Here is an 11,086-nt window from a genome sequence, read left to right on the forward strand (position 1 = left end):
TTTTATCGTTTTTGAAAGGGCGCCCGGAATGTCCGGGCGCCCTGTTCTTGGATCGGCTTAGCGAACCGGGATGCCGTATTGCAGACCACCCTTGGTCCACTGGGCGTTCTGGCCACGCTTGATCTTCAGGCGCGAGCCCTCGCCGACGTTCTTCTCGAACACCTCGCCGTAGTTGCCCACGTGCTTGATGATGCGGACGGCCCAGTCGTTCGTCAGGCCGGTGGCCTCGCCGAACTTGCCTTCCGTACCGAGAAGACGCTTGATCTCCGGGTTCTCGGAATTCTTCATCTGCTCGACATTCGCCTTGGTGACGCCGAGCTCCTCAGCGTTCAGCATGGCATTGTGGGTCCAGCGGACGATATCGCCCCACTGGTTGTCGCCGTGGCGGACTGCCGGGCCAAGCGGCTCCTTGGAGATGATCTCGGGCAGGACGATATGATCATCCGGAGCCGAGGCGCGCAGGCGCTCGGCGTAAAGGCCGGAGGCGTCCGTGGTGAACGCGTCGCAGCGGCCGGCGTCGTAGGCCTTGAACGTTTCGTCCGAGGTCGCGAAGGCCACCACTTCGTACTTCATGTTGTTGGCACGGAAGTAGTCGGCGAGGTTGAGCTCGGTCGTGGTGCCCTGCTGGGTGCAGATCGAAGCGCCGTTCAGCTCCTTAGCGGAGGCGACGCCGAGCTTCTTGCGGACCATGAAGCCCTGGCCGTCGAAATAGTTGATGGCCGGGAAGTCGAGGCCGAGCTGCGTCTCGCGCGACATGGTCGCGGTGGAGTTGCGGGACAGCACGTCCACTTCGCCCGACTGGAGCGCCGTGAAGCGGTCCTTGGCGGCGAGCGGAATGAAGCGAACCTTGGTCGGATCGTCGAAGATCGCGGCCGCGATGGCGCGGCAGAAATCGACGTCGAGACCCGTCCAGTTGCCCTGAGCGTCCGGCTGGCCAAAACCGGCGAGACCCGTGTTCGAGCCGCAGGTCAGGAAGCCCTTCTGCTTCACGCTGTTGAGCGTCGCCTGGGCCGATGCGCCCGTTGCGAACAGGCTGGCTGTCAGGCCGAAGGCAATCGATACGAGAGCCTTTTTCATGTTTGTATCTTCTCCCAATAGTACACATGGCTCGGCCGCTTATGGTTATCACCCCCCAGCCGAGCCCCGATAGACCGTTCCGCGCCGTCTCGGTTGAGGCGGCATCGAGATCCATCACATTCCATGATTAATCACTGGTCAAGTCTTGATGGAAGGCATTTCTTGCCTGACTTGACGGCAGCGGCTGCCCGGTTTCAGATCGAAATCTCCTCAGCAAGCCCCTGAAGCAATGTCAAAACTCCCTCCAAAGCCCCAAAACCTATCCGAACGAACCCGCCTGGTTCATGCCGGCCGAGAGCCGTTCGAGCAGCACGGCTTCATTAATACGCCGATCTATCGCGGTTCCACCGTCCTGTATCCGACGACCGATGATCTCCTTCACAGGCGCGGGCGCTATTCCTATGGAACGAAAGGGACTCCGACCACGAACTCCCTTGAGACTGCCTGGACGGACCTGACGGGAGCGGCCGGCACGGTGCTCGCCCCCTCCGGGCTCGCAGCCGTCACGGTTGCCCTAATGTCATGCCTGAAAGCCGGCGACCATCTTCTGATCACGGATTCGGTCTACCTGCCGACCCGGCAGTTCTGTAACTGGGTCCTCACGAAATTTGGTGTGGAAACCACCTATTACGACCCGCAGATCGGCGCCGGAATCGAAGCTTTGATCCGTCCGAACACGACCGCGGTGTTTACGGAGGCTCCGGGTTCCCAATCCCTCGAGATGCAGGACATCCCCGCGATTGCCGAGGTGGCGCACCGGCATGGGGCCGTGGTCCTCATGGACAACACCTGGGCGACTCCCCTGCTCTTCCCACCCCACGAGCGCGGAGTGGACATCGCCATCGAAGCGGGCACCAAGTATCTCAGCGGAGGATCGGACCTGCTGCTCGGTATGGTCTCGGCCAACGAGCGCTGCTTCAAGCAGCTCCGCGAAACGTACGATTCCTTCGCCATGTGTCCGGGCCCAGAGGATGTCTTCCTGGGCTTGCGGGGCCTGCGCACCATGGCGCTGCGCCTGAGGGAGCATGGGACCCAAGCTCTGGAGATGGCCCATTGGCTCGGAAGCCGTCCCGAGGTGGCCCGAGTGCTGCATCCGGCGATGGAAAGCTATCCGGGGCACGAAATCTGGAAGCGCGACTTCAAGGGCTCCTCAGGCCTGTTCTCGATCATCCTGAAGCCCTGCTCCGATAGGGCACTCGCCGCGATGCTTGATGGGCTGTCCCTTTTCGGCATGGGCTATTCCTGGGGCGGGTTCGAGAGCCTCGTAATCCCCTTCAATTGCGCGACCTACCGCACGGCCACCACGTGGGAGCCCGGCGGCCATGCCCTACGGTTCCATATCGGGTTGGAGGACCTGGACGACCTGAAGCGGGATCTCGACGCCGGATTCGCCCGGCTTCGAGAGACGGACGCCCAGGCGGCCTGAGCAGTTTCAGGCTTCGGCGGCCGTCACCCTGCCGAAGCTTCCGCTTCGGAACCGGAGACGATCTGGCCTCCGGTCTTCTTCTTCTCCTTAGCAATCAGCATCAGATTACGGACGTAGATGAAAATCGAGAACGCTTGGCCCAGGATGATGACGATGTCGCTGCGGGCGAAGCCATAGACCAGGGTCATCAGGCCGCCGGAGATCGACAGGATCCAGAATCCGACGGGAATCACGCTCTTCTCGGCCTTTTCGCTCGCGATCCACTGCACGAGGAAGCGCGCCCCGAAGACGAACTGGGCCAGCACGCCGAAGGCTGCCCACAGGTCGAACCGGGCGACGACCAGGTCGTAGAAGTAAAGTCCCAGATCATGGGAAAGACGCATCAACATCAGACGATTTCCTGAGAAGCGGGGACACGGCGGCGGCGTCGGATCAACCACCAGACTCCGGCTAAATCAAGGATGCCGACCCACAGACGGTCGAACATACCATAGTTGGACCGACCCGCATGGCGGGGCCTGTCGATCACGTCGACATGGGCGATCCGGAAGCCTTCGCGCTTGACCAGGGCCGGCATGAACCGGTGCAGAGCGTCGAAATAGGGCAGCCGCAGATAGACATCACGACGGAAGGCCTTGAGCCCGCAGCCCGTATCCCGCGTCCCGTCCTTCAGGATCTTTCCCCGCACGCCATTGGCGATGCGCGATTGCCATTTCTTGTACGTGCCATCCTTGCGCCCTACCCGCTGCCCGGCAACGAGGGCCGTCTGCGGATCGTCGAGCGCCGCCACGAGCTGGGGAATGAACGCGGGATCGTTCTGCCCATCCCCGTCCAAGGTAACGACGATAGGACCGCGGGCAGCGTGAACGCCGGTGCGAACGGCCGCGCTCTGCCCGCAACTCGTCTCGTGCCGAACGAGCCGCAGCCAAGGCCGGGTCGTGCGCGCGTCCATAACCTGGTCCACGGTCGCATCCGTCGAGCCGTCGTCCACATAGATCACCTCGAAGGGCGAGAGCGGTGCGCAGGCGCGCTCGATCTCCTCCACCAGGGGGAGAATGTTGAGCGCCTCGTTCTTGACAGGCACCACGACGCTGATGCGTGGCCCTGAGGAAAGGTCAGTCATCCGTTACGGGCCATTGCTGGCCGCCTCTTCAAAACGCAATTGGGTTCTAGAAGCCCGTCGTGTAGGCCGCGAGATCGACCCGCCGCCCACTGTTGATATTGAATCCCTGGATACGGGTCGAGAGCGTGGGCTGCTGCTTCAGACGCTCGTTCTCTGTCCGGAACTCTCCCTCGTAGCGTTTTTCCACAAAGACGACACGACACCCGCCCTGGCGCAGGAAGGCGGAGGCCTGCGCCCCTGTCTCAACCATTTCGAGGTTCGTCCCCGTCAGGAAGACGAGGCTGGGTTCACGATAGCCAAGGGTCGCGACCTGCGGATTTTCGCATGGAACGTTGCGGGCTGCCTCGGCCAGTCGATCCGACAGCTTGAGAGAGCGCAGGTCGAGCTGGGCGAAGCCGAAAACCCCGATGGCCAGGAAGGCGGCCGAGATGAAGCTTGCCCAAAGAGTCGGGGCCATCTGGTTCTTCAGAAAGAGCCACCAGGCCCAGAGGGCGAGGAGTGAGGAGATGACAAGGAACGGAAGCGCCCGGAAGGGCGGCATGCCGTCGAACGTCCATCCCACGGTCGACAGGCCGATGGTCAGACCCACGGGAATGAACGGAATCAGGACAGTCGCAACCTTGGCCGCGGGCCGGTGGGGGCCGACGAAATGGCGCGAGATCGCCATGACCGTGATAATCGCCACTGCCGGCAGAAGCGGCAATGTGTAGTGCGGCAGCTTGGTCGGCACCGCTTCGAAGATGAGCCAGGACGGTACGATCCAGGCAAGAGCAAAGGCCACCGGCTCCTCGCGGCGGTGGATCCACGCGAACGGCACCGCGATGGCTGCCAGAACGGCACCGGGCCAGAAGGTGGCGAAGAACGAGATCAGGTAGAAGCCGGGCGGCGCCCAGTGATATCGCTGCGCCGTGCCTACCTTGCCCAGCATGTCGTGACCGACGGCTTCGGAATAGAAGGCCCCGCCGGTCTTGAGCGTGATTGCAATGAACCATGGCAGCACGACCGCTAGGGTGAAGACGGCGCCGAGCCATGGCCGTAGGATGAGGAGCCAGCGCGCCGAGCGCTCCTTGTAGGCGAGAACTGCCGCCGTCAGGCCCGCAAACATGATTATGAGGGGACCTTTGATCAGAATGCCCAGGGCGAAGCCGGTCCAGAAGATCAGCAAAGCCCGCCGGGGCAGAACCCCGGCCCCACGGCTCAAATAAGCCCGGGCAAGTCCTCCCATGACCGCGACGGAGCAGGCGGTGAGCATGGCGTCCGTCTTGGCAAGACGCGCCTCGACCATGAGAATCACACAGGTCGCCATCAAGGCAGCTGTCAGGAAAGCCCCTCGCCTCCCGAAAAACGCAAGGGCGGCCCAGTAGGTCAGCAGAACCGTCGCAATAGCGCCGAACAGGGACGGGATTCGATAAAGTGCGATGGTGGTCCGCGCCTCTGGAACTCCGAGTGCTTGGCCGATGGCGACGCTGGTGCTCTGCAGCCAATAGATCCCGACCGGCTTCTTGTGCCGCGCCTCATCCTGGAAGCGGATGTCCACGAAGTCGCCGGTCTCCAGCATCTGCTTGGACGCCTGGGCATAGCGGGGCTCGTCCCGGTCCATGGGCTGGAGCGAGGTGAAGCCCGGCAGGAAGCACACGAGCGAGAGCAACACGAGAACGGCGCAGAGCCGCGCATGGCTCCGCTCGACGACGCTCGTCAGCTGAGCCACGGACAGGTAGCGCAAAGACATCCGCTGTTGGGGGACAGAACCGTCCATCAATCACTCCGGAGGCGGGCAATCCTTCATGCCATCGGGATTTCCCATTGGCACAGGTCCATCAAACCGCGTGATGTCGTCTAAACCCGGCGGGAAGTCAAATTGACGGAAGGTAGCGGCTAAAGCGTCGGACCTGAACGCGGCCGCACCTTTCCGCACCCTTTCCGCACGATGCGCAAGGAACCTGGCCGCCACACCGGTTTTGCCCTCGAAGGTGGGGTTCGAGCCTGGAGGTCTTGCCATGAACAACTCTTTCCGATGGTGCAGCATTGCGTTCCTGGTCCTGGCGGCCCATCCGGCTTCCGCTCTCGAGCAGCCCGTGATTTGGCGGGACGAGGATACGGGCTGCGCCTACCTGCTCACCCCACAGGGCGGCATCTCGCCCCGGCATCGGCGGGACGGCACCCTCGACTGCCCGGACGTAGCCGCGAGCACAGGCGTCGTCGAGAACATGGGACGAGACATTGCGCGCGGGCTCGACGCCCTGCAGCGCGAGGTCGAGCGCCTGCGCGAGCGGTACAATCGCCCTTGATCCTAGGAGACTATTCTTGACGACGAACACCCGTATCTATGGCGAGCATGATGAGAAAACCATCCGTCAGCTGGACCGATGCATGCAGGTCGGGAGCGCCGCGAAGGGTGTGCTCTGCGCGGACGGGCATCTCGGCTATGCCCACCCGATCGGGGGCGTGATTGCCTACGAGGAGCACGTATCCATCAGCGGCGTCGGGTTCGACATTGCCTGCGGGAATATGGCCGTTCGGCTCGATACCCTCTACGAGGATATCGCCGGCCAGTCAGGACGCATCCTGTCCGATATCGGACGCACCATCAGCTTCGGGATCGGGCAGAAGAACGCCGTGGCAGTCGATCACGAGTTGTTCGATTCGCCCCTCTGGGACGAAGCCGGGGTTAGGGACCTCAAGAAACTGGCTTCGGGACAGCTCGGGACGGTCGGCTCCGGCAACCATTATGTGGATTTATTCGAAGACGAGGAAGGATTCGTCTGGATCGGGGTCCATTTCGGCTCCCGCGGCCTCGGTCATAAGATCACCACCAAGCACCTTGCCCTGGTCGGAGCCAAGGACGGCATGGAAGTCGATCCAGCCCTCGTCCATCAGGACAGCGAGGTCGGACAGAGCTACATCGCTGGAGTGAAGCTCGGCGGGCTCTACGCCTATGCGGGGCGTGAGTGGGTGGTCGAACGCGTGCGCCAGATCATTGGCGGACACGTGACGGACATGGTCCACAACCACCACAACTTCGTGTGGCGGGAGAAGCACGGCAGCAAGGAATACTGGGTCGTCCGCAAGGGGGCGACGCCTGCCTTTCCCGGGCAGCGCGGTTTCGTCGGTGGCTCCATGGGCGACAATGCGGTCATCCTGCATGGGGTCGAGGGTCCGGAGAGCGCCGACAGCCTCTACTCGACCGTGCACGGCGCGGGCCGCCTCTTCGGTCGAATGGATGCAAAGGGCAAGAAGAATAAGGCTGGCGAATGGGTCCGCCCTCCCCGCTTTACCCGCGACCAGATGGATGCTTGGCTGCGAGAGAAAGGCATTCTCCTGCGCGGGGGCGACGTTGACGAGAGCCCCATGGTCTACCGGCGCCTCGAGGACGTGCTGGCCTATCACAAGGATACCATCGGGATCGAGCACACGCTCAGACCCTTTGCTGTCGCGATGGCAGGCCCTGGAGAGTTCGATCCCTACAAGGATTGATCCTAGACCAGGGCCGCTTGAGCTTTATCGAAACCAGCCGAAATAAAGGGCCCAAAGGCTGGGGGACCGGATGCCCCGCACCCGGCGGGCGGCTTCGTCCGCACGCATCGCTTCACCGCCATGGCACGAGCATAGAACGATGTGGGCATCGTGCTCGGAAATCTCGAAGAAATCGACGGCATCCCCGAACCTGTCGCTGAGCAGTCCGGCAGTCCGGAGCACCGGATCGGAATAAGCCACCGTCAGGGCGGATCCGTCGGCTCGCAGCACCCGGCGTTGCGCCTTGGGTTTCCATTCGATCTCGTCCAGGGTCTTGAGGATGCGGTCGGGCGCTCGCTCCAGGAGTTCGACCCAACGGTCCAGGCGTTCCCGCTTCGACAGGACCGGCGCTTTGACGTCCTCAGGGATCTTCAGGTCGGCGACGCTACTGAGTTCGGACAGAGGCCTGTGTTCCATGCTCCCCTCCTTGGCAGAAGAGCGGTTTCGAGCACCCACCAGCTACAAGCTCAACCTTGGAACCGGTGCAAAAGTTCGAAACGGGAGGTGTTGCGGCCGCTGATATTTTAGGCAGGCCAGGATGCTGCAAGCAGGCGAATGACGGCCGGAGCGCCCAGTGACACCCCGGATAGGAACAGCAGGATGAACACGATGCGGCGCATGATGGCGGGCGAAAGCGGCGGAGGCCATCGGCGTGCGGCATGGGTCGCACCCATGACGACCGGGATTGCCAGCAGGCCACTCAAGGTGGACCATGAAGGGAGATCGCCTGAAAAGGTCACCAATCCGGTCCGGAAGACGGCATTCACCGCGAAGACGGTCACCAGGGTCTCGCGAACGGTCACAAGCGACAGCGGCTGCCGATAGAGGTGATAGACCAGCGGCGGTCCGGCGGTCGAGAACAGTCCGCCCATGAGACCGGCAATGCTGCCGAAGAATAGAAACGAACCATCGCCGGACTTCCGCGCGAGCGGCTCCGGCTTACGGGCGAGTTGCAGACTCGAGACGATGATCACGAGACCGAGAATGAGGCGCAGAAGATCTGCGCGCGTTCCGGCGAGCCATTCAAGAAGCCAGTAGCCGACGAAGAGCATGGGGATGCTGGTCAGCATCACGAGACGGAACTCCCGCCAGGCGACGTCCCGCCACCCCTTCAGGAGCATCTGAGTGGCATTCACGAAGGTGAGCACGCTCACGATCAAGGCTGCGTCGGGAAGCGAAAGCAGGCCCGTGAGACCGACACCACCCATGGTGATTAGACCGAAGGCAAAGCCCGTCAGGGTCTGCGTATAGGCGGCGATTCCCGTAAGAGCGAGAAACCCGATCAGGGCGACAAGCGACATGCCTCACAACGTCCTTCGGGCAGTCAGTTGTCCTGCGAAGTTCGGACGGCGTTTCAGACGCTGACCGTCGGCAACTGCTGCCGGAGAGCAGCAGCAAGGCCCCGGAACGAGAAAATGCTATGCGTCTGCCCATGGTGGCCGGCGGACGCATAGCACGCGGTGAATGGATTTGTCAGGCGGTTGCCGAGTGGTCGTGTTCGACGCGGCTCGTGCCCATCAGTTCGGCGAGGCGGTTACGGGCCCGGTTGACGCGGCTCTTGATCGTCCCGACCTTCACACCCAGCGCCTCCGCTGCATCCTCATAGGACATGCCTTCGGCACCGATGAGGATGATCGCCTCGCGCTGCTCCTGGGGCAGCTTTTCGAGTGCCGTCGAGAGATCCTGGAGCGCGAGCTTGTCCTCCTGGTCGGGGATGGCGATCATGCTGGCTGCATGGGTCCCGTCGCCGTCCTCGACCTCGCGGCTGGTCTTGCGGTGGGTCGAGTAGAATCCGTTGCGCAGGATCGTGAAGAGCCAGGCCTGCAGGTTCGTGCCGGACTCGAACGTATCCTGCTTGGTGAGCGCCTTGAGGACGGTGTCCTGGACCAGGTCTTCGGCCTGATCGACCTTGCCGGTCAGGGACAGCGCGAAGGCGCGCAGGTTCGGCAGCGCATCCATGACGCCGTTGACGAACTCCTGATCGACGGGCTCGGTATGGGCGCGGATGACCTGGGCCACGCGATCGGCGAGCCGTGCGAGATCGCGCGGAAGCTTGTCCTCCGTGGGATCGCCATAGAGGGCGCGCAGTTGCTTTCCCAGATGGAGCCGCACGGCAGCGCTCAGCGCAGCCGCCGAGGAAGGCGCATCGGGACGGGTGAACTCAGACTGGTTTTCGGAATTCTCTGGCATACTGGACTATCTGGTGCGTCCCGTTCCCATTTAAATATCCGAGCGACATTTCGACCATGAGATTTTTTCATGGCCACGCCTCTGGATTTTATCACCTGTATGCCTACGCGGCAGGGCTGAGCTATATGCTCGTCTGAACATAAGGCCAAAGCAAGGCCATCAACCCTCAAGGAGCATGCGGCGTGCCTCACTATCTCGGTATCGATGTCGGCACTTCGGCGGTGAAAGCCATTCTCGTCGACGAGCGGCAGACTGCGGTTGCAGAAGCGGATGTTCCGTTGCAGGTCTCCCGCCCGCACGACCTATGGTCGGAGCAGGATCCGGAGATCTGGTGGGAGGCGGTGCAGTCGGCACTCGATAGTCTGAGCACCCAAGCCCCTTCCGCGCTTGCGGATATCGGCGGCATCGGTCTTTCCGGACAGATGCACGGTGCCGTGCTGCTCGACGAGAACGATCGTCCCCTTCGGCCTGCGATTCTCTGGAATGACGGCCGCTCCTTCCGGGAGGCGCAGGAGCTCGGGACCAGGCATCCCGAACTTTCGCATGCCATGGGCGTCATCCCGATGCCGGGCTTCACCGCCCCGAAGCTCGTCTGGCTCGCCCGGCATGAACCGGAAGTCTTTCGCGCCGTGCGCAAGGTGATGCTGCCGAAGGATTACATCCGCCTCAAGCTGACCGGCGAGATCGTGACGGAGATGTCCGACGCGGCCGGCACCTGGTGGCTGGATGAAGCCAAACGCGATTGGTCGGACGATGCGCTGGCAGCGACGGGCCTCAGCCGCGATCAGATGCCGAGCCTTGTCGAGGGCTCGCAACCCTCCGGCACCCTGCGCGCCGACATCGCTCAACGATGGGGACTGCGGAGTGATGTCGTCGTGGCAGGCGGTGGGGGCGATGCGGCGGCCGGTGCCGTCGGTCTCGGCGCCATTGAGGACGGATCGGCTTTCATCTCGCTCGGCACCTCCGGACAGCTGTTCGTCACCACGCAGGATTTCAGCCCGGCACCTGAAGCCCTGGTGCATTCCTTCTGCCATGCGGTTCCCAGCCGCTGGTTCCAGATGGCGGCGATGCTGAACGCGGCAAGCTGCCTGGCCTGGGGCGCCCAACTTCTGAAACGCGATATCGGCGAACTCCTGAGCGAGACTGAAGCCGCTTACCGAAAGCCGTCCTCCGTTCTCTTCCTCCCTTATCTCGCGGGAGAGCGGACGCCGCATAACGATCCCTATGCGCGCGGCGTGTTCTTCGGGCTCTCGCCCCAGACACAACAGACGGATCTGGTGCAAGCCATTCTGGAAGGTGTGGCCTTCAGTTTCGCCGACGCAATGCAATGCCTCCAGCAGGCGGGCACGTCTCTCACCCATGCAGGCATGATCGGAGGCGGCTCGCGAAGCGCGTTCTGGGCCAGAATCTTCGCCAGCGTCCTGAACGTTCCCATGGTGCGTTATCAGGGCAGCGACAAGGGACCGGCCTTCGGTGCGGCGCGACTGGCACGCATCGCCGCGACCGGCGAAACCCCGCAAGCCGTGTGCACCGCACCCAGCATTCTCGAGACCATCGAGCCACAGCCACAGCTCGTGGAGCTATACGGCCCGCGGATCGAGGCCTTCCGCAGCCTGTATCGCGCCCTGAAGCCAGAATTCATGCGATCCTGAATGGAAATGGTTGAGGCTGCACCCTGTTTAACTGTAACTATGTATCGCACCAGTAACAACCATGTTGCCGTGTATGAAAGCCGATGCACATGAAAAGTTGTGGGC

The 11,086-nt window shown here is 62.7% G+C and carries 11 protein-coding genes; 4 read left to right on the plus strand and 7 right to left on the minus strand.

The genetic code is table 11. The features are described 5' to 3' along the window. Positions 1 to 57: 57 nt before the first annotated feature. On the minus strand, positions 58 to 1,077 hold the full coding sequence (locus KHP60_RS02940) for an amino acid ABC transporter substrate-binding protein (RefSeq protein ID WP_213562072.1): 1,020 nt from the start codon (positions 1,075 to 1,077) through the stop codon (positions 58 to 60). A 229-nt stretch (positions 1,078 to 1,306) separates the two neighbouring features. Here KHP60_RS02940 and metC point away from each other — a divergent pair, with 229 nt between their 5' ends. Beyond that, positions 1,307 to 2,503 (plus strand): cystathionine beta-lyase, encoded by a 1,197-nt coding sequence (metC, locus tag KHP60_RS02945; RefSeq protein ID WP_213562073.1) that lies wholly within the window; start codon positions 1,307 to 1,309, stop codon positions 2,501 to 2,503. Between the two features lie 23 nt (positions 2,504 to 2,526). Here metC and KHP60_RS02950 read toward each other — a convergent pair whose 3' ends face one another. From KHP60_RS02950 to KHP60_RS02960, 3 genes are read right to left on the minus strand one after another with little or no spacing between them, the layout of a single operon-like run. After that, a complete protein-coding gene (locus KHP60_RS02950) occupies positions 2,527 to 2,892 on the minus strand; it encodes a lipid-A-disaccharide synthase N-terminal domain-containing protein (RefSeq protein ID WP_213562074.1) in 366 nt (121 codons plus the stop codon). Beyond that, positions 2,892 to 3,626: a glycosyltransferase family 2 protein gene (locus KHP60_RS02955; RefSeq protein ID WP_213562075.1), complete on the minus strand. Its 735-nt coding sequence runs from the start codon at positions 3,624 to 3,626 to the stop codon at positions 2,892 to 2,894. Before KHP60_RS02955 ends, KHP60_RS02950 begins: the two co-directional genes overlap by 1 nt. A 46-nt stretch (positions 3,627 to 3,672) precedes the next feature. After that, positions 3,673 to 5,382 (minus strand): glycosyltransferase family 39 protein, encoded by a 1,710-nt coding sequence (locus tag KHP60_RS02960; RefSeq protein ID WP_213562076.1) that lies wholly within the window; start codon positions 5,380 to 5,382, stop codon positions 3,673 to 3,675. Positions 5,383 to 5,623: 241 nt separating this feature from the next. Here KHP60_RS02960 and KHP60_RS02965 point away from each other — a divergent pair, with 241 nt between their 5' ends. Both KHP60_RS02965 and KHP60_RS02970 read left to right on the plus strand, forming a co-directional pair. Continuing rightward, complete coding sequence (locus tag KHP60_RS02965; RefSeq protein WP_213562077.1) at positions 5,624 to 5,914, plus strand: hypothetical protein; 291 nt, start codon at positions 5,624 to 5,626, stop codon at positions 5,912 to 5,914. Between the two features lie 16 nt (positions 5,915 to 5,930). Next, positions 5,931 to 7,100, plus strand: coding sequence for an RtcB family protein (locus KHP60_RS02970; RefSeq protein WP_249688451.1), 1,170 nt, complete (start codon positions 5,931 to 5,933; stop codon positions 7,098 to 7,100). Positions 7,101 to 7,124: 24 nt separating this feature from the next. Here the strand turns inward: KHP60_RS02970 and KHP60_RS02975 are convergent, their stop codons facing one another. From KHP60_RS02975 to KHP60_RS02985, 3 genes are all read right to left on the minus strand, one after another. Then, the gene (locus KHP60_RS02975; RefSeq protein WP_213562078.1) at positions 7,125 to 7,556 is read right to left on the minus strand and encodes a hypothetical protein; all 432 of its coding nucleotides are present in this window, start codon (positions 7,554 to 7,556) and stop codon (positions 7,125 to 7,127) included. A 107-nt stretch (positions 7,557 to 7,663) separates the two neighbouring features. Then, on the minus strand, positions 7,664 to 8,440 hold the full coding sequence (locus KHP60_RS02980; protein ID WP_213562079.1) for a TSUP family transporter: 777 nt from the start codon (positions 8,438 to 8,440) through the stop codon (positions 7,664 to 7,666). Positions 8,441 to 8,612: 172 nt separating this feature from the next. Further along, positions 8,613 to 9,329: a sigma-70 family RNA polymerase sigma factor gene (locus tag KHP60_RS02985; protein WP_213562080.1), complete on the minus strand. Its 717-nt coding sequence runs from the start codon at positions 9,327 to 9,329 to the stop codon at positions 8,613 to 8,615. Positions 9,330 to 9,511: 182 nt separating this feature from the next. Here KHP60_RS02985 and xylB point away from each other — a divergent pair, with 182 nt between their 5' ends. Continuing rightward, on the plus strand, positions 9,512 to 10,981 hold the full coding sequence (gene xylB, locus KHP60_RS02990) for a xylulokinase (RefSeq protein WP_213562081.1): 1,470 nt from the start codon (positions 9,512 to 9,514) through the stop codon (positions 10,979 to 10,981). The last annotated feature ends 105 nt before the right edge of the window (positions 10,982 to 11,086 follow it).

Source organism: Microvirga sp. 3-52, from assembly GCF_018383585.1.
Classification (GTDB): domain Bacteria; phylum Pseudomonadota; class Alphaproteobacteria; order Rhizobiales; family Beijerinckiaceae; genus Microvirga.